21 protein-coding genes and 3 tRNA genes are annotated in these 24079 nt (G+C 35.9%); 11 read left to right on the forward strand and 13 right to left on the reverse strand.

From position 1 onward, the window contains the following. Positions 1 to 120: 120 nt before the first annotated feature. The 4 genes from A1704_RS03430 to A1704_RS03445 all read left to right on the forward strand — a co-directional run bounded on the left by A1704_RS03430 (position 121) and on the right by A1704_RS03445 (position 2354). Positions 121 to 747 (forward strand): superoxide dismutase, encoded by a 627-nt coding sequence (locus tag A1704_RS03430; protein ID WP_062670457.1) that lies wholly within the window; start codon positions 121 to 123, stop codon positions 745 to 747. Between the two features lie 23 nt (positions 748 to 770). After that, on the forward strand, positions 771 to 1271 hold the full coding sequence (locus A1704_RS03435; protein WP_062670458.1) for a DUF2480 family protein: 501 nt from the start codon (positions 771 to 773) through the stop codon (positions 1269 to 1271). 4 nt (positions 1272 to 1275) lie between these two features. Continuing rightward, positions 1276 to 1833 carry an NADPH-dependent FMN reductase gene (locus A1704_RS03440; protein WP_062670459.1) on the forward strand — a complete coding sequence of 186 codons (558 nt, stop codon included), beginning with the start codon at positions 1276 to 1278 and terminating at the stop codon, positions 1831 to 1833. Positions 1834 to 2003: 170 nt separating this feature from the next. Then, positions 2004 to 2354: a 4Fe-4S dicluster domain-containing protein gene (locus A1704_RS03445; RefSeq protein ID WP_062670462.1), complete on the forward strand. Its 351-nt coding sequence runs from the start codon at positions 2004 to 2006 to the stop codon at positions 2352 to 2354. An 88-nt stretch (positions 2355 to 2442) separates the two neighbouring features. On the opposite strand, the gene A1704_RS03450 is transcribed toward A1704_RS03445, so the two are convergent. The 3 genes from A1704_RS03450 to A1704_RS03460 all read right to left on the reverse strand — a co-directional run bounded on the left by A1704_RS03450 (position 2443) and on the right by A1704_RS03460 (position 5901). After that, entirely contained in the window at positions 2443 to 3378 is a 936-nt protein-coding gene (locus A1704_RS03450; protein ID WP_062670463.1) for a ketopantoate reductase family protein, read from the reverse strand. 64 nt (positions 3379 to 3442) lie between these two features. Further along, positions 3443 to 4024 (reverse strand): Crp/Fnr family transcriptional regulator, encoded by a 582-nt coding sequence (locus A1704_RS03455; RefSeq protein ID WP_062670464.1) that lies wholly within the window; start codon positions 4022 to 4024, stop codon positions 3443 to 3445. A gap of 215 nt (positions 4025 to 4239) precedes the next feature. Beyond that, positions 4240 to 5901, reverse strand: coding sequence for a GIY-YIG nuclease family protein (locus tag A1704_RS03460; protein ID WP_162268219.1), 1662 nt, complete (start codon positions 5899 to 5901; stop codon positions 4240 to 4242). 227 nt (positions 5902 to 6128) lie between these two features. Between A1704_RS03460 and A1704_RS03465 the strand changes: the two genes are divergently transcribed. Both A1704_RS03465 and A1704_RS03470 read left to right on the forward strand, forming a co-directional pair. Next, on the forward strand, positions 6129 to 6884 hold the full coding sequence (locus A1704_RS03465) for a helix-turn-helix domain-containing protein (protein WP_062670466.1): 756 nt from the start codon (positions 6129 to 6131) through the stop codon (positions 6882 to 6884). A 27-nt stretch (positions 6885 to 6911) separates the two neighbouring features. Beyond that, the gene (locus A1704_RS03470; RefSeq protein ID WP_062670468.1) at positions 6912 to 8072 is read left to right on the forward strand and encodes an FAD-dependent oxidoreductase; all 1161 of its coding nucleotides are present in this window, start codon (positions 6912 to 6914) and stop codon (positions 8070 to 8072) included. Positions 8073 to 8179: 107 nt separating this feature from the next. Here the strand turns inward: A1704_RS03470 and A1704_RS03475 are convergent, their stop codons facing one another. The 3 genes from A1704_RS03475 to A1704_RS03485 all read right to left on the reverse strand — a co-directional run bounded on the left by A1704_RS03475 (position 8180) and on the right by A1704_RS03485 (position 14906). Then, on the reverse strand, positions 8180 to 11182 hold the full coding sequence (locus A1704_RS03475) for a reprolysin-like metallopeptidase (protein ID WP_062670469.1): 3003 nt from the start codon (positions 11180 to 11182) through the stop codon (positions 8180 to 8182). 645 nt (positions 11183 to 11827) lie between these two features. Further along, entirely contained in the window at positions 11828 to 13252 is a 1425-nt protein-coding gene (locus tag A1704_RS03480) for a tetratricopeptide repeat protein (RefSeq protein WP_131797466.1), read from the reverse strand. A 160-nt stretch (positions 13253 to 13412) separates the two neighbouring features. Next, positions 13413 to 14906: a tetratricopeptide repeat protein gene (locus A1704_RS03485; protein WP_162268220.1), complete on the reverse strand. Its 1494-nt coding sequence runs from the start codon at positions 14904 to 14906 to the stop codon at positions 13413 to 13415. 405 nt (positions 14907 to 15311) lie between these two features. Here A1704_RS03485 and A1704_RS03490 point away from each other — a divergent pair, with 405 nt between their 5' ends. Beyond that, complete coding sequence (locus tag A1704_RS03490) at positions 15312 to 15809, forward strand: GNAT family N-acetyltransferase (RefSeq protein ID WP_065119510.1); 498 nt, start codon at positions 15312 to 15314, stop codon at positions 15807 to 15809. Positions 15810 to 15951: 142 nt separating this feature from the next. After that, on the forward strand, positions 15952 to 16818 hold the full coding sequence (locus tag A1704_RS03495) for an alpha/beta hydrolase family protein (protein WP_062670475.1): 867 nt from the start codon (positions 15952 to 15954) through the stop codon (positions 16816 to 16818). A gap of 110 nt (positions 16819 to 16928) precedes the next feature. Here A1704_RS03495 and A1704_RS03500 read toward each other — a convergent pair. Both A1704_RS03500 and A1704_RS03505 read right to left on the reverse strand, forming a co-directional pair. Then, a tRNA-Lys gene (locus A1704_RS03500) sits at positions 16929 to 17001 on the reverse strand. A 350-nt stretch (positions 17002 to 17351) separates the two neighbouring features. Further along, positions 17352 to 17424: transfer RNA gene (locus tag A1704_RS03505), tRNA-Lys, on the reverse strand. A gap of 326 nt (positions 17425 to 17750) precedes the next feature. Between A1704_RS03505 and A1704_RS24345 the strand changes: the two genes are divergently transcribed. After that, positions 17751 to 17912: a hypothetical protein gene (locus A1704_RS24345; RefSeq protein WP_156106559.1), complete on the forward strand. Its 162-nt coding sequence runs from the start codon at positions 17751 to 17753 to the stop codon at positions 17910 to 17912. Positions 17913 to 18087: 175 nt separating this feature from the next. Here the strand turns inward: A1704_RS24345 and A1704_RS03510 are convergent. Then, positions 18088 to 18160 (reverse strand) — tRNA-Lys (locus A1704_RS03510). Positions 18161 to 18443: 283 nt separating this feature from the next. Here A1704_RS03510 and A1704_RS03515 point away from each other — a divergent pair. Beyond that, entirely contained in the window at positions 18444 to 18899 is a 456-nt protein-coding gene (locus tag A1704_RS03515; RefSeq protein ID WP_062670477.1) for a MarR family winged helix-turn-helix transcriptional regulator, read from the forward strand. 14 nt (positions 18900 to 18913) lie between these two features. Beyond that, positions 18914 to 19417 (forward strand): hypothetical protein, encoded by a 504-nt coding sequence (locus tag A1704_RS03520; RefSeq protein ID WP_062670479.1) that lies wholly within the window; start codon positions 18914 to 18916, stop codon positions 19415 to 19417. Positions 19418 to 19492: 75 nt separating this feature from the next. Here A1704_RS03520 and A1704_RS03525 read toward each other — a convergent pair whose 3' ends face one another. The 4 genes from A1704_RS03525 to A1704_RS03540 all read right to left on the reverse strand — a co-directional run bounded on the left by A1704_RS03525 (position 19493) and on the right by A1704_RS03540 (position 24077). Then, on the reverse strand, positions 19493 to 20131 hold the full coding sequence (locus tag A1704_RS03525; protein ID WP_062670481.1) for a DJ-1/PfpI family protein: 639 nt from the start codon (positions 20129 to 20131) through the stop codon (positions 19493 to 19495). Positions 20132 to 20233: 102 nt separating this feature from the next. Next, complete coding sequence (locus A1704_RS03530; RefSeq protein ID WP_162268221.1) at positions 20234 to 21205, reverse strand: GlxA family transcriptional regulator; 972 nt, start codon at positions 21203 to 21205, stop codon at positions 20234 to 20236. Between the two features lie 222 nt (positions 21206 to 21427). Continuing rightward, positions 21428 to 23020: an efflux MFS transporter permease gene (locus A1704_RS03535; protein ID WP_062670485.1), complete on the reverse strand. Its 1593-nt coding sequence runs from the start codon at positions 23018 to 23020 to the stop codon at positions 21428 to 21430. Beyond that, positions 23013 to 24077, reverse strand: a complete 1065-nt coding sequence (locus A1704_RS03540) for an HlyD family secretion protein (RefSeq protein WP_062670488.1) — start codon at positions 24075 to 24077, stop codon at positions 23013 to 23015. Before A1704_RS03540 ends, A1704_RS03535 begins: the two co-directional genes overlap by 8 nt. Positions 24078 to 24079: the final 2 nt, after the last annotated feature.

Genomic DNA, 24079 nt, shown 5'->3' on the forward strand with positions numbered 1-24079 from the left:
AAAATAAAGATTTACAATATCTTATTGATTCAAATCACAAAAGCAATAAAACAACATAAAAGTTGTTTTATTAAAATATATTTCTACCTTTGTGGCACAATAATCAAAAAAATAAATACGATGAACCCATTTACATTACCACAATTGCCTTATGCTTATGATGCTCTGGCTCCTTTTATAGATAAAGAGACAATGACGATTCACCATCAGAAACATCATCAGGCTTATGTAGATAATCTGAATGCAGCATTGGCACAAACCAACGAAACGAATCCTGATCTGGATTCCTTATTGCAAAGAATCAGCGAATACAGTCCTGCTGTAAGAAATAATGGTGGCGGCCACTATAACCATTCTTTATTCTGGGAAATTCTTTCCCCTCAACCTAAGCTTATTCCTCAAGGGATGCTTCATGATGATATTACAGCCACTTTCGGAAGTCTTGACAATCTAAAAGCAGAAATGAAAAAAACAGGTTTGTCGCAGTTCGGTTCGGGATGGGTATGGTTATTTGTAAAATTCAACGGATCACTGGCCATCAGCTCTACTCCTAATCAGGATAATCCGATGATGGATATTCTTCCCACAAACAGAGGTTTTCCGATTCTGGGAATAGATGTCTGGGAGCATGCCTATTACTTGAATTATCAGAATAAACGTGCAGATTACCTTGATGCTTTCTGGTCTGTACTAGATTGGTCTGCTGTAGAAAGAAAATATGAAGAAGCTTTATCAAAAGTGAGATAAGTAACACTAAAAGTAAACTAACTATGACTGAGGAAAATTTTATCAATAAAGCAAAGGCTTCAGGCATTATTGCCCTTGACCTTTCAGAATACAAACCCACTACGGAAATTGTAGAACTGGATATCAAAGATCATCTTTTCATGGGAATGATTGTCAAGGAGAAAGAATTTAAGGAATCAATTGCTGTGGTGGATTTTTCTATATACAATGAAAAAGCAGTAGGAATTATCTGTTCTACGGATGCCATTATTCCTCCCTGGGCTTATATGCTGATTATGGAAAAATTATTTCCTTATGCTTCTTATGTAGATTTAAATAACGCAGAAACAATACTGCTCGATCTCTGGAAACGACGTCTCATTTATGCTGATCTTAAACGGTATAAAAATCAGAAAGTGGTGGTCCGTGCAAGTACCAGTCATGATCCTGCTTTGTATTTATTAGCAGCAGGATTATTAAAACCTCTGGTAAAAACATTGATGTACGGCGAGATAGGGTTACCTAAAGTAATTTTTAAACAATAAAAAAATGAAAGCTATCATATTCAACGGATCACTGGAAAGAAGAACTTTATCTACTTCCGGACTGATTTCAGATTATTTTTCAGAACGTCTGAAAACGCTGGGAATTCACACGAATATTTTTACCCTTGCTGATTCTGGAATCCCTTTATTCGATGTTACTCTCAACAAAACTCCTTTGGCTGTAGAACGTATGACTCAGATGTTCACTGATGCTGATTTGCATATCTGGCTGGCTCCTCTTTACCACGGAAGTATTCCTGGAGTGATGAAAAACTGTCTGGACTGGCTTGAAGTAACTGCCAACAGATACGAACCTTATCTTACGGATAAAACTGTGGGGCTGGTATGCTGGGCAGATGGTCTGCAGGCCATGCAGGGAATCAATGCCATGGATTCTATTGCCAAATCATTGCGTGCATGGCCATTGCCATTTAGCGTTCCCATTGTCAGGTCATCATTATTTACGGATGAGCAATCCACTCAAATTTCGGATCTGTATTCCGATAAGTTTGACAAACTTATCAGCATTGCAGCTTCTAAAAAAATTGCCATTATTGACTAAGTACCGGCAGAAATTGCTGCATATTAATGATTTAAATAAAAAATAGCACACTTTATGCTGCTTATTTTCAAAGAACAGTGTTAAACTGCTGTCATTTAAGTTTAGCAGGGATTTCAGAATCGTTCAACGTTGACGGAATCCCTTTTTTAAACCCTTTAAATTCAAACAATATGGCTATAAAAATAACAGATGCCTGTATCAACTGTGGAGCCTGTGAACCTGAATGCCCCAACTCAGCCATTTACGAAGGTGCTATCGACTGGCGCTGGAAAGACAAAACCAAGCTTTCAGGGCATATTACATTCCCCGACGGCACAAAAGGTGATGCTGAGGCTTACCATCCTGCTGTCTCAGATGAAGTGTATTATATCGTATCCGGAAAATGTACAGAGTGTAAAGGCTTTCATGAAGAGCCTCAATGTAAGGCTGTATGCCCTGTAGACTGCTGTGTGGATGATCCTGATCACAGGGAAACGGAAGAAGTACTATTGGACAGACAAAAATTCATGCACAGTGCTTAATCAGCTTCTATCTTTTATATTTAATTTCAATAAAGGCGGGTTTTTAACCCGCCTTCTTTATCATTTTTTATCTGGTATTAGCACAAAGTTATTTTGCTTTAATCTCGGTATAAATTTTTTGAGTAAAAGGAGTTTCTACCTCTGTTTCAGTACCATATTTCAATACAGCACCTGCAAACAATTCCAGTTCGTTATCCTTCTTTCCTGAATTGATATCAAGCTGTAAGGAAGTTGGAGTTTCAAAAGGAAATGTAGAAGCTTTCTTAAAAGTAGCTTCAACAATATCTTCCTGAAGATTTATTCCTTTCTTAGCAGCAATCTGTTGTATTTCTTTCATAATTCCGGTGGCTTCATTCTTTTGCTGCTCATCGGTACATACCGCTCCCATGGACGAGTTATGTTTAGCTGTTACCAATCCAAAGCTTGCTATAAATATGAATTTTGTCCAGATATCTTTTAATGAATTATCTTTAAAATCAAAGTCAATTTTACTTTCACTCAATAGCTCTGTAATCCATTCTATAGGTGCAGAAAAATGCTCAGGATCTCTTCCCACTATGATTTTACCTGCATTACCTTTATGTTCTACAGTTCCTCTTTCCTTAATATGAGAAGCTACATATACACAAGTTGGTAGAACAGTATGATCAGGAATAATGGTGCGTATTCTGTCATAGATATCTGCTCCGTTCATCATCGGAAGAAGGACAGTATCTTTATGAATGACTGGCAGTAATTGTTTACAGACATTTTCAAGATCATACTCTTTTACACAAATCAGTACCAGATCAGGATTTTTGATCTCACTGATGTTCTGCACGATATCATTAGGATAAGTCTGTGAATTGGAATGCTCCGGAGACAGCAATGTCAATCCGTTTTCTTTTACTTTATCATAAGTTTCTCCGCGGGCAACAAACGAAACGGTATATTTTCCTGTAGTTTCATTAATCTGATTGATTTTAAAACCAAAATAACCGCCTACACCACCCAATCCTACTACTACAATATGTTTTTTGTTCATGAAATTATTTTTAAGCAAAGATCAGCGATGACATTTAAAATATCACTTGACAAATGAAAAGAAATTACAGTTTATGAATATCTCTTCTGATCCTGCTCAGTGAGCTGTCTTTAATTCCAAGGTAAGAAGCAATCACTTTCAAAGGAACATGTTGAAAAATATCAGGATCTTTCTTCATCAGGTTAAAATATCTTGTGGAAGCCTTCTGACTCGCCATTTCGATCAGCCTGTCATGAATATTATAATAATTAAGAACAAAAAGAAGCCTGCTGAACTCTCTGAACTCGGGAATATTATGGAAATTATGCTGTACATTTTCCAATCCTGTTTCCCAGAAAACGCAATCGGTTACGGTCTGGTATATTTCTTTGGCAGGCTGCTGTCTGAAAAAGGACAGAAAATCATTTACAAAACAGGGAGCCGTATAAATATTTGTTGTGATTTCCTCATTATCTTCATTCAATATAAATGAACGGACATATCCTTTTTCCAGAAAATAGGTTTTGGTACTGATTGCATTTTTATCCAGTAAAACAGTATTCGCTTTTAAATTAAAATGGTTGAATTTTTCTGTAATTTTTTCCACCACCTCAGCTTGGATACTGAATAAGGAATGAAAGTAGATATTAAGTGATGATTTGTCCATTAGGTATTGTCCTAAATCTATTTTAAGGTCTAAAAATAGCAATAATTTGTGGAAGTTTGGTTAATCAGAAATTGTAAAACCACTCGTCAAAAATTCTCTGAATTTTCGCCTCCCCTCCGGAGAAGGGGAATTTTTCACATCATAAGAAATGATATCTATAAAATACAAAACCCTTTAAACATTGGGCTTAAAGGGTTTTTATTTTTGTAGAAAAGTTATTCTTCTGAGAGAACTTCATCATAAGTAACAGGATCTGTAACTTCCTGATATTGTTCCCATTCTGCTTCAAGCTGTTTATTCGTTTTCATATCTTCTTCAAGCTTCAAAGTTTCACGGTACTGTTTTGCTTCTGCTGCAAGTGTCCATTTGCAAGCAATTCCAATAGAATCAATATAGTTTCTAACATCATGAATATTCAACTTAAAAAACTCTTTTCTAGGATTAATTTTATTAAGCTGACTTTTCAAAAATTTCTTGTGAAGCTGTTTTTCCAATGCGGGAGCATCTTCAGCATATATCATGGCATGAACATCGAACTCAAAAGGGACACTTGCATCCCCAAGCTCACGAACACGGTCTAAAGGATCCAAACGTCTTGTCATACCAATTTTATAAACATCTTCTCCAAATGAACCGATATTTGAAATAATATATACATTTCCGGTTCTGGTCTGCTGTGCCATTGAGATTGCTCTTTGATTTTTCTCTTCAGCCTGGGTAAGCTTTTGCTGTAATTCTTCAAGCTGCTGCTGAAAAAGTATTTTTTGCTCCTCATTAGCTCTAGCTACCTGAGATTCAGCTTTCTCAATCAGCCTTTTTAAAGTCTGTTCTTCTTTTTCTGCCTCTTTGATTGCTTTTTCATAATCTTTACGTGCTCTTTCTTCTTCTCGAATCTGCTCACGAATTTGTCTTTGCTCTTCCTGTTCCTGCCATTTTAACTCCTGGACAACTACAGCCCAACGTAATTCTTCAACTCTCGCACTATGGTATATTTCGGATATTCTCGCATTTCTAAAAGCCTGTCCATTAAAATTAACTAATTGGAATGCATCATCCATCTTTTGTTTCAGAATACCAAAATTATCTTTCTTTACAGACGCCAAAATAGAATCTACTTTCCCGTTATAGGCATCAATAACAAAATCAATAGCTGTATTTCTTCTTGATTCATCCATATAATCACAGATACCAGCTTGTCTGCTTATAATCATAAGTTTATTATTTTGTCTGAGTTTTTTAAGATTATCACCCGCTTCTTTGTGGCCAAAATCTTCTGCCAATTCATCCAATAAAGTATATGTTGGTATCAGATATTCATTACCATAACCTTGAATCACATTTTTCATTGCTTTTATTCTATCAGCAATCTGATCAGCTTCTTTTAAACTTCGATAGGCATCTCCACCTATTGATTCTGCCTTTAATTCTGCATTTTCCACAATACGCTTAGCTTCATTCACAGCATTTTCATACAGTAATTCTATTTCTCTGGTTTTCTTTTCAGTGATTTCCTTTACATTTCTACGAATTTCCCGTGCCTGGCTCTGTGCTTCTGAAAACTCCTGCCCAGCTTTTTCTTTCAATCTCAGACTATCTCTTTCAGCTTTTTTAAGAAGATAATCACATTCAACCTTTACATCAATAATATCTTGATATTTTCGTAATGCATCATTATGTTGTAATAATTCTGCTATCTTTTTGCTCAGAGTAACCTTATCAAGGTGAAGTTTAGAAATTTCTACTTTCAATAGACTATTTTCTTGGTTCAGATTTGTAATTTGAGTATTTTTTTGAAGGAGTTCTTTTTTTAATTTTCCTGAAGTACTGAAGGCATATATTATCAGTACAAATAAAATAATGATCAATAAAATTTCCATGGTCGACATCTTTTTTCCGGCAATATTAAATAAAAAGAATGGCTACAACTTACGGAAAACCATAATTTAAAGGGTTTTATATTTTAAATGTTCGAATTTGATTCCCTAGGACTTTTAATGAGAAAGATTCATTAATAATTATCACGATGAATTTCACATGACTTGGTGATCTATAGCAAATTTTGTAATTTTCTTCATTAAAAATAAGTATTAAACGGACCAAGATTATGGATATTGATTTCACTTATAACTTTATCGAACCTGATAAGGAGATTGCAGATTTCGTTGAAAATCTGGGTACTTTTCAGAACCTTTCGGATGAAGCAAAAGAGGTGGTGATCATTCCTGATGGAAGAATTGATTTATTTTTTTCAGAGTCCGTTTCAGAGCCTTTTCATATTACCCTTCTCGGGCTGGAAACTTATCCTGAGCAAAGATATATCGCTCCTCATACCCTTGCTTTTGTTATCAGCTTTAAACCTATAGCAGTTGAATATATTTTACATACCTCTATTGCCGATTTATTAAACCTAGGAAAGGAACTCTCTCCTGATTTCTGGAATTTTAAAGCTGACGATATAAAGGATTTTAATCATTGCTGTACAAAAGCCACTCAAAAAATAAAAGAACTTCTTCCTCAGAAAATAGATGAGAGAAAACGCCGACTTTTTGAATTGGTTTATACTTCAAAAGGGGAAATGAGCGTACAGGAACTTTCCGAAAAAACAGGCTGGAGCAGCAGACAGATCAATCGTTATTTTACCAAACAGCTTGGCTTGTCATTAAAAGCCTACACTACTATTTTACGTTTCAGAACATCATTGGAACATATTGCCCAGGGAAGACTTTTCCCGGAACTCAATTATACCGATCAGAATCATTTCATCAAAGAAGTGAAGAAATTTTCAGGAGTTGTTCCTAAAGAATTATCCAAAAATAAAAACGACCGATTTGTACTATTATCGGTATTGAAAGGAAAATAAATTTGCATTGTAAAATTTAAATCAACAATGCTTATAGACAATAAATCAATAGCAATCGTTGGTGGCGGTCCTGCAGGACTTACACTGGCAAGACTTTTACAACTGAAAGGTGCAAATGTAAAAGTATACGAAAGAGATTTTAATAAAAATGCCCGTGTACAGGGTTCTCCTCTTGATATGCATGAAGATTCTGGGCTGGCTGCCATACGCAAAGCAGAACTTCTTGAAGAGTTTAAAAAGGCTTTCCGTCCGGGTGCAGACAGAACTCTGATCATGAATGAAAAGGCCGAAATATTTTTTAACGATCATAAAACAAAGCCTGAAGAAGATTTCGGCCATGAAAATTTTCGCCCTGAAATAGATCGCGGTCCATTAAGAAATATGCTGCTGGAATCTCTAGATCCTGAAACCGTTGTCTGGGACAGTCATTTTCTCTCTATGGAGCGTAAGGGTGAAGGCTGGCTGCTGCATTTTAAAAATGGAAATTCTGTGTATGCTGATCTTGTCGTTGCTTCAGATGGTGCCAATTCTAAAATCCGCCCTTATCTCACTGATAGTAAACCTATTTATTCCGGAATCATTATGCTGGAAGGAAATATTTCAAAAGAAAATGCTCCTCAGATTGATGCTTTGATCAAAGGGGGAAAAATTATGGCATTTGGAAATTCTCAAAATATCTTAATGGGTCAAAAAGGCAATGGAGATCTCGGATTTTATGCAAGCTTTAAAGCAGATGAGCATTGGCCTGCCACTTGCGGTCTTGATTTTTCTGATACTGCACAGATGCTAAAATGGTTCAAAACAGAATACCCGGAATGGAGCCCAATCTGGGAGGAACTTTTTGAAAATGCAAAAACTCCTTTTATTCCACGTTTGATCTACTCTATGCCTTTAGATCAAACGTGGGAAACTCTTCCCAACCTCACACTGATTGGGGATGCAGCCCACGTAATGCCTCCATTTGCTGGAGAAGGTGCTAATATGGCTATGCTGGACGCCCTTGAACTGAGTGAATATTTAACAGATGAGAATTGTAAAACCTTACAGGAAGCCATTTCCGTCTACGAACATCATATGCGTAAGAGAGCTGCTACAGCTACGCAGGAATCCCTTGAAAATGGAGAACGAATGCACTCTGAAACCTCATTAGCCACTATGCTTGATTTTTTTAATAGCCATTTGGATTAATGATCATCAAAAGGCTGCCTTCAGTTGAAGACAGCCTTTTTTCCCTCTTGAAATAATTCTTTTTCTCTCCGCCTTTAGATCCTGATACGGAGATTCATTCGTGTTGTTTATTTTTTGATTAATTTGTTATTGTAAGTGTTTTTCTCATCTTTTATGGTGATCACATACATTCCTTTTACAAGAGAAGCTACATTGATTTTTCCATCAATCTTACCTTCCTGAACAAGTCTTCCATCCGCACTGTAAATTTTGTAGTCACCTTTACCTTTAAGATTTTTCACTTCTACAAATGTATCTGCAGGATTAGGATAAATAGATACCTCTGATGATTTTGTATCTACCGTTTCTCTCACAGCAAGGGTACTCGCAGTAATTTTCACAGGAAGATCCATAATACCTCCCGCCTGGCTTGCCAGCTCACCACATACGCTATTCAAAGCACTCGTTGAAAATTCACCAACCACTCTCATTCTTAACACCTTATCTCCAGAATAAGAGGTAGCAGGAACCGTGAAGTTAAAACTTGGCAGCCCAATATTACCTGCATTTGTTGTTGCTGAAGTCTGTCCTACCCTTTCTGTAGCTTCAAATACTCCGTTTCTGTTGTAATCAATCCAGGCAGATAGATTTACCGGTATTCCGTTTTGCAACAGATTCCCTATTCTAGGCGTAAGCGTATAGGTACTACCTTGTGTCAAATTAACTACCTTAGTAAGATCTTCGCTTAAATCTTTATAAGATCTTGCTGTAAGATCACTATAATCAAGATTTGCAACAGTAACTTTTAAGATGGATCCTACATAAGGTGAACCTGAATTTAAAAGGCAGTAATCAACTCCAGTCTTTAATCCTTTTGTTTTGAATGTATAATTATTAGAGAAAGCCCCGGAAACAGAATTAACTACAGCCGCTACCTGTACTTCATAATTGGTTTCATCTTCTAAATTATTCAGAACTACAGAATTTGCCTGGCTTACAGCATTAGACCAGTTTGCCGTTCCTGCTTTTCTGTAATTAACAGAGTAAGTAGCTCCCGGAACGCTATTCCAGGATACCCTTGCCGTTGTTTTAAAGATCTCCGTATCTATAGTGGAAATACCTGTAGGTGCGGACGTAGAAGATGTAGGTGCAGCCCCCACAGTAATAGCAGGAGACACGGCATAAAAGATATTTCCTACAGCTGAAACTCTTAGTTTTATAGCTCCATTTATATTTCCTGGCATTTGTGCGCTATAACTCCCGGTGTTTGGTGTTGCAGCAACCAGATTTGTCCAGGTTGTTCCATTATCTGTAGTGTAATCAATTTTTACACTCGCTGTATTATAAGGTGCAGCATTTGTATTGGCAACATCCCAATAAATTGTATTTACTGCATCATTATACAATACTGAAGATGCAGTAAGCCCATTGAATTTGAACGGTCCGTCATTCCCTACAGTCACTGTAGTTGTTGAACTTGAAACCATAGGACGCTGAGCGTTTTGATCTCTTACTGTTACAGCATAATTCAATGTTCGGGGGATATAAGATACCGTTTCCCATGCTTGCTTGTCTGTTAGAATTCCATTCATAACGCTCGCCAACTTTGGAAAATATCTTCTTCCGTTTGCCGTACCAGGAACTGATCTTGATAAAGCTCCTTTTGGATTGTATCCCCATCCGCTATCCCCTGAAATTGTAGAAAATTCATCTGTACTGTCATTCTGTTCCCAGGTATAGTTTACAGGATCATTTTCTGCATCAATGGCTAAAGCTTCAAGATAATAAGCGGTTCCTTTAGGAATACTATAAGCCACCAAAGGATTAATAGCTGGCGCTGTATTATTGTTTATATTTTGAGAGGCTCCACAATTAAGTTTATTTTCTAAATTAGTTAATACCTGATCGATGGATTTATAATGGAAGTATCCATCGGCGTTAGCCTGCACATTATCATAGGTAATTCCGGCATAGCCCATAATAGTAGTACCTCCTCCAGGCTCTACATTGGCTCCCTGATTGGCATCTGTGACAGAAGTATTTGAAAATGTGTGATTAGCTCCCAATTGATGTCCCATTTCATGAGCTGCAGTAAAGTCAAAAACTTCACCTACAGGAACAGGTCCCTGGGTATAAGCTGAACCTTTTTTTATTTCAGTATTAGTGGCCGGATCTACACAGACAATTCCGATTCCCCCTGCATTTCCGCTTCTTTCTGCATTTTGATTAAGAACATGCCCGATATCATAGTTGGCATTTCCTACTACAGAAGTAAGGGTCTGTTGCAACTGTAAATTTAAATTATTAGAATAAGGATCTGTAGCCGGATCAAGATAGATGATATCCGGAAGATTCTGAACGGTCAGATGAGCTCCGAAATCTCGTTCAAAAACTCCGTTTATGCGGGTCATCGTATTATTCATGGCAGCCAGCACTACTCCTTTCTTTACGTCGTCGGTTGCATTGGCCGGAGTTCCTGCTGCAGTTAATTGATATTGGCTGTATTCTCCTGTAACGGACAATGCCATTCTAAAATCTCTGTATTTTGTATTGGTAGGTCTGCTGGCGATTCCAACTCCGGAAAGCATTTTTTTACCATTCTCTACCAACTTATTAATATCCTTAAAATCACGTTCTCCGGTATCACATTTAAAGCCATGCTCTCCTTCATTCTTTGTTTTATAGAATACTCCATACGTCTGTTTATCAGCACTTATTGGCTCTATAAACTGGAATATACCATTTTTAATGATCATAGACTGCATATCATTAGGAGATGTACTGAATCTTAAATACTTAGATGGATCATCCACACCTACTCCCGTATAAGATCCCAGTTGATATTTATCGGCCAGGGATTTATCAAGTACAGGATTGCTATAGACAGCAAACTTTTCAATCTTTCCGTCCACAGTTGGTAGAGAAATAATAACCGGCGTTGCACCCTTCCCGGTTTCTTCAGCATTTCTTAGCATTTCGCGAAGAGATTTCAGATCCACTCTATAAGAATGTTGTACTTCTACTCCTTCTCTTATCTGTGAAGTTTTCTGAGAGACAGATTCCCATCTCTGAGCATTGAAAACCGTAAAACAAGATGCTAATGCACAAACGAATAAAATTCTTTTTTTCATAGATTTATTTAAAATTACTTTGGTTGTATGATTATAGGTAGCTCATTTTTATCAAAAGATCATTTTGGATTCTGATCAGTCCACTTAAGTATTATCATAAGTTCAACAAAATGAAATCCATGATGCAAAATTCACAACAAATCACTCCACAAAACTTGCATATTCCAAATAAAAAACAAAAATAAATGATACTACACATATACAACAGCAATTACAAATGTTTAATTATCAACCACTTAGATTTAACACCTAATTTTGTCTTAAATAGTTGTGTTTTTATACGTACATATTATTAAAAATTTCCATCTAAGGACGGATGAAAAAACAATACTGAATATCAGATGAAAAAAAGATGAATTAAAACAAGAATAATCAAAAGACGCGGTGCAAAAAAGGAACACATTCGAAGAACACCGGCTCTTTTTTAAAAATAAGTTAGCAAATCGACTACAAATCACAATCGTTTAAATACCAACAATTTAAACAATCGAATACACCATGTAGTACCCATGTAGTATAGTCTTTTTTCTTGTTTCCATTAAAAATTTTCATATTTGACCATTGAGACCACTTAAAAAACCGGGTGGTGAAAAGAGAATATTTCGAGTACTGTCTGACCTGATAAATCAGACAGTTTTTTTTGGTTTATTTTAAGGTATCAAAGAAATGATAAATATCTGTTTCTCCCGGAATATTTAATTTTTTTCTGATCCTGTATTTTTTCTGCTGAATACTCCTGTGCTGAACCATGGTATAGTTTGCTATTTCTTTAGAAGTAAAATGAAGTTTAAGCATTGCACAAAAAATCAATTCAGAATTTTCAAGATTGGGGTTAATTGTTAAAAGCTGAACTATAAATTCGGGGTAACTTTCTTTAAAACGATCCAGAAATTCAGGGTCATTTTTTTTACCCAGTTCTATAACTTTTTCCTGTTTATTGTCATTCATTCTTATTTTCAGATTCTCAGCTTCTATGGCAAGAACTTTTTTCCGTTTCCTCAACGCAATAATAATTCTCCAGGCATATAATCCCAGCAGACAAAGACCAATAAACGACAGAGAAACAATCCAATAAATTTTACTTTTATGATGATTAGCATCCTGCTGAGTTACTGCAATAAAAGATTCCATATCCTGATTGATAGTAGCCAGTAAAGATGTATTTGTTCTGTAAAAAGCATCTGTATAAGCTTTCAAATAAAGATAAGCCTTTTCTTTATCTCCGGTACGTTCATATAAAACTCTGAGATCATTATAAATATACTTAGCATAATAAGCATAAATATGTTTCGTTTTTTCATTGATTTTCAAAGCTTTATTAAGAGCTATTTCCGCTTTATCATACTGTTTATAATTAAGAAAATACTCTCCCATAATGGTATTGGCATAGAGGGCTATTCCGTCTTCTTTACCATTGATATTAGCTTTGTTGTAAGCCATCGTTATATATTTATATGCAGAATCTTTGTCTTTATGCATATACACATAATCACTTATCGCACAATCTGCAAGGCCGGTATCATCTATTTTTTTTGCTTTATGGAAGTATTCCAGTGCTTTTTCGTATTCTTTTTTTTGCATGAGATAAATAGCCTGCCTCAAATAAATACTGAAAAGAATATCATTTTTAAGTTCATAATTCTCACTTTTCTTTATAAAACTCATTGCTTCATTATTATATTGAAAAGCTTTATCAAGCCTTCGAAGCTCTACATTGAAACGGCCATAAACATTATAAAACCTGGCTTTGTGTAAGTTATCCTCAGAATCATCCAGAATCTCTTTGGCATTATCAAAGAGAATTTGTGATTTCTGAAAATTTTCCAGGGAAATATTGAGTTCTGCAAGATTGATATAGCAGAGCGCCTTCCCATCTGCATAATTCATTTCATCGGCCTTTTTGTAATATCTTTTATTAAGATTAATCAATGAATCATATGCTCCGGCAATTCTGAACTTTTCATTCTGTTTTAGCAAGGCAACGTCAAATTTCTTTTCAGCCTCTTTCTTTGAATGAGAATGGCACGAAACTAAAACAAACAGTAAAACAGAAAGAAAAATACGCATCATAGGTTTCTCTAATTAAGCTAAAATTCCTGTATAAATAATGATCTTTTTAGAATAACAATCCTGTTTAATTTTAAAATTCTCAATGGTTATTTCTGATAAGATCAATAATAAAATCTTTTCATAAAACAGAATCCTGCGGCTTTTATTGTGATATATTTCTTTATTCTGCTAAGTTTTCAAAAAAGTCATAAATATCTGTTTCTCCGGGAATATTCAGTCTTTTTCTGATCCTGTATTTCTTCTGTTGAACAGATTTATGCTGTACAAAAGTATAGTCTGCAATCTCTTTGGATGAAAAGCGTAATTTCAGCATTGCACAGAAAGCCAGCTCTGAATTTTCAAGATCGGGATTGATCTCCAGAAGTGACTTAATAAATTCAGGATAGAATTCTTTAAATTTCAACAAGAAAGAAGAATCATTCCTTTTAGCAAGCTCAATCACTTCCTGTCGCTGCTTGGTCTGGACATGGTTTTTCAACGTATTAGTTTGCTCTTTTAAAGTATTTTTCTTCTTTTGTAACCTGTTAATTATTTTCCGGACATATACCCCTGAAACGGTAAGTACTGTGATAGACAATGCAATAAATAACGGAAGATCATTTTTATGCCAGTCTGATTCCTGTTTCATTTCTGAAATAAAATCTTCGGTAGCTTTATTCATAACGACAAATCGTTCTGCATCAAACCTTCCTTCCTCTTCCATATATTTCTTCAGATAAAAATAGGCCTTACCGCCATCATTTTTTTTCTTATATAATTCTGCAAGTGCTTTGTAGACTTCTTTGATATGGGAAGAATAGGTTCGTCTTGTCTTAATGTTGATCTCCAGGGCTTTTTTAAGGGCTTTTTCAGCTTGTTCACTATTATCAATTTCATTATAATAATATCCCATTGTATAATAAACCCAAAGAGACTCCACATCCGTTGTTTTCTGGCTGATCATTTTTTCATCTGCTCTGGCAATGTATATACCCGCAGAATCAGGTTTATGGGTAAATAAATAATATTGTGCCACCATACAATTGGTATAGGCTGAATTTTCCAACATATTTGCTTTTCTAAAACATTTTAAAGAGGTTCCAAACCATCCTTTCCATGCATAGTAAATTCCTTTGTTTACATAAAGTCTGGGCAGAAGTTTCTGGGTAAGTTTCGTTTTTTTTGCCTGTTTTAAGTAATAAAATGCTTTGTTATTACATTCTATAGCCCTATCGTTGAGTTTAAGGTGAGAATAATACAGACTGTAATCATCATAGAAGACTGCTTTATGGTAAGTATTTTCAGAATTGAACAGGCCTTTTTCTGCTTTATTGAAAAAGTACCGGGCTTTTTCATAATTCCCTGCAGAAACGTTTACCCCTGCCATATTCAGATAGCAGAGTCCTTTTCCTCCTGTGTACCTCATTTTGGCGGCTTTTCTCAGATATTCTTTATTAAGCCTGACAAAAGCTTCATATTGACCGGACAACTGAAGTTCTGAACTTTCAGTCAACAGAGATATATCAAAGTTTTCTCTCACTTTATTTTGAGGTTCACTATGACATGAAAATATAACCCAAAATATTCCCATGCAGATTGGAAAGGCTATTATTTTCTTTATACCTTCTGAGTTTGTCTTTATATTTTTAAAAATGATTAAATCAATTTTTCTCATCACACCACTTTTCCGTATATATCTACATATCTACCTATTCACTTATTTACAAATAAGTTGATAATTTCCTACCGTTATTTCAATATTATTCCCCAATTAGTGTTATAAATATACATAATTTATCATGTTCCTTATGAAATAAACGAGTTATTTCGCAAAAATGTAACATTCAAATAAAGTAATGTAATATTCCCCCTTAAACAAGCACTTTTTAAAATTGACAGACTGCATTTATATGCTTTTCTGATCAAAAAGTATATGTTTTGTTTATAATAAGACTATCTGAAATGAAAATTGTTACAGATAGATGAGATCGTTTTAAAATTTTAATAAATTATTTAAAACTCTGTTGCTAAAAAATTATCTCCATCTTTGTATACTGATGTAAATAAAAACCTGATCAGCATGAATATTATTAGCTATCGAAAACTTCTTCCCGAAGAAAGCAAAACATACCGCGTAATCCGTCTGGAAAGTCTGGAAAAGTTCTCGGAATCATTTGGAGCCAACTATCATGAAGCCCTGAAAATTGAAAAGTTCCAAATAGAAAGTGATATTGAAGAACAAACTTTTGGAAGATTTGTTTTGGGTGCCTACGCAAATGATCTGCTTATAGGCATATGTACTTTTGTTAAAAGTGACAAAAACTCTGGTACAATTTACCAAATGTATGTAAAGAAGGAGTTTCAAGGAAAGAATATAGGTCAGGGATTGATTGAAGCTGTTATTCATGAAGCAGGCAGACAATTTAATGACATTGAAATTCTTTTAGAAGTTGCCCCTGGAAATGATAAGGCTTATAATTTATACAGAAAGACAGGATTTTTGGAGGTAGAAAAAACTTCTGCCCAAGATAGCAGCCATTGTATCATGATGAAATATATGCCTAAAAAAATTGAATAACATCAGAATCCTGATCCAGAAACCAAGTTCTGCATAGTTAAATATTGTAATGGAATTAGGGTATTTACTAAATTTAACAAAGAAAAGGGATACAGCTCTAAGCAATACAATGTATCATTATTTTTTTAAGTTAAATTAAAGCATGAAAACGGAAAACTTTGAAACAATATGTGATGATGGTGTAAAGCTTAAAGGTATACTTCTTATTCCGGATCATCCTAAAGCAGTAATTCAATTTAACTGTGGTACGGGAACAAAAAAAGAATTCTATTTGTCTTTTCTCACCTATCTTGCTGAAAATGATTTTCTGTGCTGTCTTTGGGATTACAGAGGAAGCGGAGATTCTTATTCCGGAAATCTGAAAACCTGTGAATTTACCTTTTCAGATTATGGAATAAAAGATATGCCCGCCATCAAAGTTTTTTTAAATAAAAAGTTTCCCGATCTTCCGTTTATGATTGTAGGGCACAGTGCCGGAGGCCAACAAATCGGATTTATGAAAAATCTGGATAATGTAAAGGGAATGATCAATTTTGCCGTATCTGCAGGTTATTATATGAATATGCCGTTTTCATACAGAATGAAGGCTTATTTTTATTTTTATATTTTTACTCCCATAAGTGTTCTGATGACAGGATATGTAAAAGCCAAAACCTTTGGAATAATGGAAAACCTGCCCAAAAATGTTGTATATGAGTGGCGAAACTGGCTTGAAAAAAAAGATTACTTTTTCGATGCTCAATTTTATGGTACTACTGTTCCTATAGGACATTTCAAGAATTATACATTCCCCATTCATCTATTCTGGACCACTGATGATACGATATCCAGCCAGAAAAACACTGAAACATATTGGCAGCACATTGACAGTAAAGAAGATATCACTTTCACAGAACTGGTTCCTTCTGAATTAGGATTAAAAAAAATTGACCACTTTGGTTTTTTCAAAAAAAATATGAAAGACAGGCTTTGGATACATGTCGTAGATAAATTAAATCATTTTATTTAACCATGTAATTCCGAATGTATTCATCTTAACTTATATTAATATCACAAAATTAAAATCTCAGTATAAAGAAAAACGGACAAACCATTATAAAATAGTTTGTCCGTTTATTGTGACCCGGCTGGGATTCGAACCCAGGACCCATACATTAAAAGTGTATTGCTCTACCAGCTGAGCTACCGAGTCGGCCATTTACTTTTTCAAGCAAATCCCTATGTTTAAGGGACTGCAAAGATAGAAACTTTTTCTTTATTTACAATACTTTCCCGGACATTTTATGCCCTTGATTCCGCTAACTTTTACAATATCAGAGACAAAAATTTTAATGCTTCTGACACAGATATACATTTTAAATTCCAAATCTTGTAAAACGCATGAAAAATAGACTTAAATTAACATTTGTTTATTTTGATAGAATAAAGTTACGATGAGCAACTGCTCAGTTATGTAGGCAAATTACTCTAAAACGGAGACTTTTACAGTTTGTGATTTTCTTAAACAAAAAAAGCTTCAACGTATGTTGAAGCTTTATCAAGTGACCCGGCTGGGATTCGAACCCAGGACCCATACATTAAAAGTGTATTGCTCTACCAGCTGAGCTACCGAGTCGGCCACTTACTTTTTTAAGTAAATCCCTTTATTTAAGGGACTGCAAAGATAGAAACTTTTTCTTTATTTACAATACTTCCCGGACATTTTATGCCTGTGATTCCGCTAACTTTTACAATATCAGACTTAAAAATTTCACACGTCTTAGGAGGTTCTTAATATAATTTTCAAAAATGCACCCAAAAGGCTTCCGATGAAATTGAAAACTGCAGTGAATCACTTTGCTACTCGCGGACGATCAGTAAATCAATTTTATTTTCTTAAAATTTGAAACAACCTTACTATCAATAATTTGTTTTTTTCAAATAAATTCACTATATTGATGTATGAAAAAAAATGAACGTCAGGACAATATAACACACGCTGGCAAAATTAACGAACGAACAAAAGCATTGGAAGTCCTTGAAAAAGCAAAAAAAGTACAAGGAAAAATTACATTTCTCCGTCAGGGAGTCGGGAGAAACTTTAAGCCCAAAAATGAAGAGTAAAGCTATTACTGAACTTCGATTGCAAAGTGCGAGTACAATCAACTGGTCCATTAATTTAAATAACCGGCCATTTTAAAACATTATAGCGAACACTATAAATAAAAAACCTGCAAATTATTTTTTGCAGGTTTTTTTGTGTTTTTCTGATGCTTTGATTTTTGCATCTTTAAGATTGTGACCCGGCTGGGATTCGAACCCAGGACCCATACATTAAAAGTGTATTGCTCTACCAGCTGAGCTACCGAGTCGGCCACTTACTTTTTCAAGTAAATCCCTTTATTTAAGGGACTGCAAAGATAGAAAAACACTGCTTAAATCCAAATTATTTAAAACTTTTTTTATCATAAATTTCACATTAAAAAAGTCAAACACTTGTTTATAAATTAATTACGCTGTTACTTTTTTAATTCAAATTCTCAGCAAAAATAGGAGCTGGCGGATAATATTGTTTTTTGAGTAAAAAATTTATTTTGGTAAATCAAAAAACAACACTATCTTAGTAACTAAGATAATTAGCAAATAATTTAATTAATGACTAAAAATAATATACAAAATTTTCGTGAAGCCAGCAGAGCATACTCTGACGCCTCAATCTTTATGCATGAAGCCATTGCGAGGAAAGCCGGGCTTTCCAGCACTGATCATAAATATCTGGGACTTATTCTGCAGTACGAATCCATAACAGCAGGTGAAATATCTAAGCTGACAGGTCTTACAACCGGAGCTGTTACCGGATTGATAGACCGTCTGGAGAAAAAGAATCTTCTTAAAAGAGAGTTCACCAAAGAAGACCGCAGAAAAGTAATAATCATACCAAATACAGAAAACAGCATGAAATTACTCGGTCCTATTTTTGAAGAGCTGCAGCAAAAAACCATGAAACTCGTTTCCACTTTTTCTAAAAAGGAAATAGAAACTATTGAACGTTATTTCAGGGAAGCCACAGTTCTTATGAAAGAAACAACAGACCATTTAAATAACCCATAAATCAATACAAAATCATGGAAAGTTTAACAGCAACTTATATAACCCGCGCAGAAATCTGGCTTTGCATCACAACGTTACTTTATTTTCTTATGAACGGGGCACAGATTTTCGAAACTCTCCTATTTGTACCTAAATGGGCTTCTTCCCCACCCGATACATTGAAGCTGCTTCAGGATGAAAATGGAGTAAGCCTGAAGTTTTTCTGGATCATCCTTCACTCTTTGCATGAAATAACCTTTATCCTTGCAATTGCTTTTTGCTGGAAAATAGATCCGGTAAGGAACTGGCTTTTGATTTTACTCATTATCCACGTAGCAGTAAGAGTCTGGACATTAGCTTTTTTTGCTCCGAACATTATACAGTTTCAGAACTTAGCATCCGCCACTTCCGTTTCACAGGAAATCATAACCAGAATTTCACTTTGGAAAACCCTTAATTATATTCGGGTAGCTGTTTATATCGCGGTGTCAATTGGTTTCATTCCTCTTTGTATTAAAGTACTCAGTTTTCGTCTGTAATGACAGGACCTCAATCTAAAATATAAATTTCGCCGATCAGAGATCGGCGAAATTTGCAAATCAACAGATTCTCGTTTAAGCTAAATTTCCAGATTTTGCATTCTGATATTCAAAAATTTCTATAATTGTGTTCATTGTTTTCTGTCCGAGGTGTTTTCCAACCAGATAAAGAGCGGCATCTATTCCGGCTGTGATTCCCGCAGTAGTTATCAGATTGCCCTGATCAATATATCGTATATTCCGGATTACCTTAGTATCCGGATTATGCTGTTCAAGGGCATCCAACAGCATATGATGGGTAGTAACATGATAATCAGCAAGCATTTCCGTCCCTGATAGCAGCATACTTCCGGTACATACCGTAAATATAACTGTTCCTGCATGATAATGATTTTCAATCCATTTCAGGACAGTTTCCCGAAAATCCCTGTCCTGAATATATTTCATAATGTATTCAGGATTTGCTCCCGGAACGACAATCATATCCGGTTTAGGACAGGTATGGATATCATAAGTAGGAATAACAGCCATCGTATTAGCTTCCATATACACCGACTCTTTTGTTTTCCCGACGGTAAAGCAATTGTAGCTGCCGGGTTCCAGAACATTCGCTTTAACAAAAACATCTAAAGGGCCATTTAAATCAAGTGCTTCCACCTGATCATAGATTAAAAATGCTACATTCATTGTCTTGCCGTTTGGTACGTGATTCATAATTTTATTATTTAAGATTATTATTTTCAGATCATAGCACAGGTCTTCCCTGCTGACAATTGATGATTGTCAGTTTTATGTAAAATCAACAAGAAAAAGCTATTATTCTGTAGTATTGAATGCCTTCCTGTACTGTGCCGGAGAGAGGGAAATGTTTTTAAGAAATAAGCGGCTGAGAGAAACAGCATTACTCAATCCGCATTTATCAGCTATCATATCGATGCTCATATCAGTATATTCCAGCATATTTTTAGCCTGATCCAGCCTCATTTTTTCGAGAAATCTGCCGGGAGTCATTCCTGACTCTTTTACAAATACCCTGGAAAAGTTACGGACACTCATGTTCAGGAACTCTGCCATATACTCCACCGTAATAGCTTCTCCAAGCTTATCTTTCAATAAATCATGGATTTGTTTTGTAAAAGGAGACATTATTTCATATTCCGGCAATGCATTTCCGAACTGAGACTGTGCTCCGGATCTTTTTAAATACAGGACGAGATGACGGGCAACTTCGGCAGCCAAAGGTTTTCCAAAGTCTTCTTCCAATAGAGCCAATGCAAGATCCATCCCTGAAGAAACACCTCCGGAAGTATAAATTGGCCTGTCACGGATAAAAAAAGGATTAATATTGACATCCAATTTTGGATAAGATTTCTGTAAAGTATCTGCGAACTTCCAATGAGTAGTTACCTGTTTGCCATCCAGCAGACCAGCTTTGGCAAGGATGAACGCCCCTACACAGACAGATCCCATTCGTCTCACGTGAGGAGCTATATTTTGAAGGTAATGATAAATGTCCGGATTGACCTCATCCAGCACGCTCAATGTGGTACCTGCCACCAGTAAAGTGTCTACGGAACAATCAATATCATAAATAGTATGGCTGCATGATAAAGGCATTCCTGAACCTGAATATATTACTTTTTCTGAAGTTCCGGATACCAGATACACATGATAACCGGAATCCTGTTTATCATTTAAAAAACGGTTTGCTGATGTAAAAACATCCCATGGTCCGGCAATATCAAGCAGCTGTACCTCTGGCAATGCTAAAAGCACTATATTTTTCATTGCTGTTTTTCGCCCTTCTTTCTTCATATCTCGTTCTGTATGAGTACAAATGTAGAGAGAAAGGATTTTGTCTGCAATGACAAAAAACATACAATTCCGGCCAGAAGTAATCATTATCCTTTATCAAAATAAAAGAGACTGCCTTATCAGACAGTCTCAGCACTCTACTATAAAATTAGCTGACAAGCTATACTTTTTCGATGATTAACATTAAAATTCTCTTTACGCAGGAGATAATCTGCGTGATTTTAAATAAAGAGCAGTGCGGTTAAGATATGGGAAAAGGAAAATCAATAACAGTGAGGCGGCAAGAAGCCATACCATCATTTCATAATAATCCATCGCAAAACGGACATGATCCTGAACATTCATTCTGCCAATCAACAGCTTATTGGCAGCTTTAACAGCCTTATCTTCCGGCATTCCGCGAGCAATAAGCTTAGCAGTCTGCTGATGGAGAAAGCTTTTAACTTCCGGATCGACAGCACTTAAATGATCCTGAAAAGCATTATAATGGCGACTTTTTTCAAAGAGTTCAAAAAAATTGATCAGGGCAATGCTGATACAAAAACCCAGATATCGTATGGCTAATGCTATGGCAGCAGCGGAAGGTCCAATAACAGCAGGAACGGAAGAAATAATATAAATAATCGTCGGAACCATAATCAACCCCACACCTAATCCCTGAAGAAATAAGGGAACATAATAATTGAACTCATCAGCCTGAACATCAAAAGAATAATACATTAATCCATGAAAGATCAATAGCATTAAAAAACCTGGTCCCCAGATATACCGTATATTTTTTTTCTGCAAAACCATACAGCAGGCGATAATGACCCCAATAATCAACCCTGCAAGATTGAAAATATTAATATAGGATATATGAAATGGATCTAAATGCAGCTCCGATGCAAAATAGGTATTGACAATTCCTGAAGCAAAACGGCATATATACATCACAAAAAGAATCAGCAGACCTACTTTAAAATTCCGGTATCTGAAAACACGCAGATCAATATAAGGCCTTTTAATAGCCTGCTGGCGAAATACTGATATTCCACCTAGGACAATAATTCCAATGACGCTTCCCAAAATCCTGTTATCCTCCAGCCAATAATATTCCTGCCCGAAAATGGTTATATATCCTATGAGCACCAGCATCGTACTGAACAGTCCAAAACTCTGCCAGTCGAGTTTATAGAGATGAAATCTTGCATGGGTTCTGTAGTTGCTCATTGCCAGGGTGAGGAAAATAAGTCCCGGAAGATAGGAGAAGATGGCAGTTTTATAGACGATATTAAAATTATACGAATCTATGAGGTCGGCGGTAATCAGGTTGTTAAACGGCAAAGCACAAATTAAGATCCCGAAAAACACTGAAAAGCTGATTTCCCGCCCTCTTTCACTGCTCAGCCGGGTGAAAATAAGGGTGAGAGAAAGGTTTACATTCCCTGCAAACAACATTCCCTGCATAAAACGAACCGGAAACAAAATGTAGACTTCACGGGTGAAATAGCATATCAGACAAGCCAGAATCTGCAATGTGGTAAACAGAAGAAAATATTCTTTTGCGGCCAGAAAACTGAAAAATCGTCTTTCCAGGCTGTAAAAACCTACATACCCTGCATAAAATAAGGCTATTGAAAACTGGATGTCTGCCGGTTCACATCCATAATATCCTGCTGCTGCATTCACATTAGACAATGGCAGAAAAAAGATAATGATTCCCGGAAGTGTCATTGAAAAAAGAATAATCTTCACCAACCATTCCGGTGCCCATTTTTTGAAATAGGGCATTTGTCTTTTAGCCATTGGAATGCTTTTTATTGGCATAAACATTCACATTCATTCCCACTTTCAGAACATCAATCTGGCTTCTTTGTCCATCCACTCTGATTCTTACGGGAATACGCTGTACAATTTTTACATAATTCCCGGTGGAATTATCAGGTGGAAGCAATGAAAAACTCGAACCTGTTGCAGGAGAAAGGGAAATAATCGTTCCCTGGAATTCTTTGTCCGGATAAGAATCCGCCACAATTTTCACATGATCGCCGATATGCATGTCTTTGATCTGCGTTTCTTTATAATTGGCTACCACCCATTTATCAGTTTCATTATTGACAATAAAAGCCAGCGTTTCTCCGGCATCAATCATCTGCCCCACCTCAACGGTTCTACGCCCCATCCTTCCGTCATAAGCAGCAGTAACAGCCGTATAGCTTACGTCTAGTTTGTGACGGTCCAGCAATGCTTCCAGTCTTGCAATTTCTGCCAGAACAACGGCTTTTTCTGCCCTTATATCATTAATCTTGGATACAGAAGCTGCATAATTATCCTGCGAAGATTTATAATCACTTTCATTGACATCCAGGGTTGCTTTCACATCTTCAAGGCGCTGTTTGGTAGCAGATTCTTCATCATACAGTTTTTTATATCTGTTATAATCAAGCTGCTGCTTCCAGACCTTTGCTTTACTGGCATCTACCTGAGCCATCGCTGCTGCAGCTTCCTTTTCTGTAGTTCCTGTTGTACTTTCCAATACTCTCAGTTGGGCACGCGCTTTCTGAATGGCTGCCTGAGTCTGTTTTTCCTGTAGAATATATTCACGGTTATCAATGATTAAAAGAGTATCTCCTTTTTTAACTTCCTGATTTTCCTCAAATTTTACGGCAACAATGAATCCACCGGCTCTTGAAATAATCGGGTTGACATATTCCTGAACCTGTGCATCATTGGTCTGCTCATAGGCATAATAATTTTTTAAGGTAAAACCGCCCCAAACAGCAAGTGCGGCAACGATAACAACTGAAATCCATCCTGTGATCTTCGTGATCATTCTATCGGTGGGAGTGTATTTTTTTTTCATTG

Origin of the sequence: Chryseobacterium cucumeris (assembly GCF_001593385.1) — a bacterium.
GTDB lineage: Bacteria > Bacteroidota > Bacteroidia > Flavobacteriales > Weeksellaceae > Chryseobacterium > Chryseobacterium cucumeris.

Coding starts and splice junctions, on each gene's coding strand:
- A1704_RS03455 (WP_062670464.1), bottom strand. CDS start 4,024: ATGGACAAATCATCACTTAATATCTACTTTCATTCCTTATTCAGTATC.
- A1704_RS03470 (WP_062670468.1), top strand. CDS start 6,912: ATGCTTATAGACAATAAATCAATAGCAATCGTTGGTGGCGGTCCTGCA.
- A1704_RS03465 (WP_062670466.1), top strand. CDS start 6,129: ATGGATATTGATTTCACTTATAACTTTATCGAACCTGATAAGGAGATT.
- A1704_RS03460 (WP_162268219.1), bottom strand. CDS start 5,901: ATGGAAATTTTATTGATCATTATTTTATTTGTACTGATAATATATGCC.
- A1704_RS03490 (WP_065119510.1), top strand. CDS start 15,312: ATGAATATTATTAGCTATCGAAAACTTCTTCCCGAAGAAAGCAAAACA.
- A1704_RS03495 (WP_062670475.1), top strand. CDS start 15,952: ATGAAAACGGAAAACTTTGAAACAATATGTGATGATGGTGTAAAGCTT.
- A1704_RS03450 (WP_062670463.1), bottom strand. CDS start 3,378: ATGAACAAAAAACATATTGTAGTAGTAGGATTGGGTGGTGTAGGCGGT.
- A1704_RS03530 (WP_162268221.1), bottom strand. CDS start 21,205: ATGAAAAATATAGTGCTTTTAGCATTGCCAGAGGTACAGCTGCTTGAT.
- A1704_RS03440 (WP_062670459.1), top strand. CDS start 1,276: ATGAAAGCTATCATATTCAACGGATCACTGGAAAGAAGAACTTTATCT.
- A1704_RS03485 (WP_162268220.1), bottom strand. CDS start 14,906: ATGAGAAAAATTGATTTAATCATTTTTAAAAATATAAAGACAAACTCA.
- A1704_RS24345 (WP_156106559.1), top strand. CDS start 17,751: ATGAAAAAAAATGAACGTCAGGACAATATAACACACGCTGGCAAAATT.
- A1704_RS03520 (WP_062670479.1), top strand. CDS start 18,914: ATGGAAAGTTTAACAGCAACTTATATAACCCGCGCAGAAATCTGGCTT.
- A1704_RS03435 (WP_062670458.1), top strand. CDS start 771: ATGACTGAGGAAAATTTTATCAATAAAGCAAAGGCTTCAGGCATTATT.
- A1704_RS03540 (WP_062670488.1), bottom strand. CDS start 24,077: ATGAAAAAAAAATACACTCCCACCGATAGAATGATCACGAAGATCACA.
- A1704_RS03475 (WP_062670469.1), bottom strand. CDS start 11,182: ATGAAAAAAAGAATTTTATTCGTTTGTGCATTAGCATCTTGTTTTACG.
- A1704_RS03480 (WP_131797466.1), bottom strand. CDS start 13,252: ATGATGCGTATTTTTCTTTCTGTTTTACTGTTTGTTTTAGTTTCGTGC.
- A1704_RS03525 (WP_062670481.1), bottom strand. CDS start 20,131: ATGAATCACGTACCAAACGGCAAGACAATGAATGTAGCATTTTTAATC.
- A1704_RS03535 (WP_062670485.1), bottom strand. CDS start 23,020: ATGGCTAAAAGACAAATGCCCTATTTCAAAAAATGGGCACCGGAATGG.
- A1704_RS03515 (WP_062670477.1), top strand. CDS start 18,444: ATGACTAAAAATAATATACAAAATTTTCGTGAAGCCAGCAGAGCATAC.
- A1704_RS03445 (WP_062670462.1), top strand. CDS start 2,004: ATGGCTATAAAAATAACAGATGCCTGTATCAACTGTGGAGCCTGTGAA.
- A1704_RS03430 (WP_062670457.1), top strand. CDS start 121: ATGAACCCATTTACATTACCACAATTGCCTTATGCTTATGATGCTCTG.